1 protein-coding gene is annotated in these 406 nt (G+C 42.6%); it reads right to left on the bottom strand.

All coding sequences use genetic code 11. The annotated features are described in order from the left end of the window. Window positions 1-406, bottom strand: a 406-nt coding sequence (locus R0J87_RS18695) for a hypothetical protein (protein WP_498888075.1), incomplete at both ends; no start/stop codon positions are given.

The raw sequence follows: 406 nt of genomic DNA on the forward strand, positions 1-406 counted from the left end.
GTACGGTATAGGCATCATAAATAATCTGACGAATCAGATTGTTATTTGTATAACTGTACTTGATAACATTTTTCTTGGTTGTATCGGTAGACTCAGCCAGCAGCCACACTAAATTATCTGAGTCATTCTTATAGGTCAGCACATCGCCAGATTTTGTTTTCACAATAAACTGGCTACTAGTGCCAAGCGAATCACCACTCAGCGTAATCTGGCTATATTGATCAATTTCAGTTTTGTAGCTTGACCCACTCTTACCACGCTGGCCTGACACTGAGATCAGCCGAGAACCGTCAAGGCAAAAATTATCTTCATGGGTGTAATTTGGTGAACGTTTGAAGCCATCTGTGCCTATGGTCGAACCACAGCGAGTAATTGCACTCAACCCTGACAGTGAAAAACCTGGGCC

It is taken from the genome of Halomonas sp. SIMBA_159, from assembly GCF_046536035.1.
In the GTDB taxonomy this organism is placed as follows: domain Bacteria; phylum Pseudomonadota; class Gammaproteobacteria; order Pseudomonadales; family Halomonadaceae; genus Vreelandella; species Vreelandella venusta_A.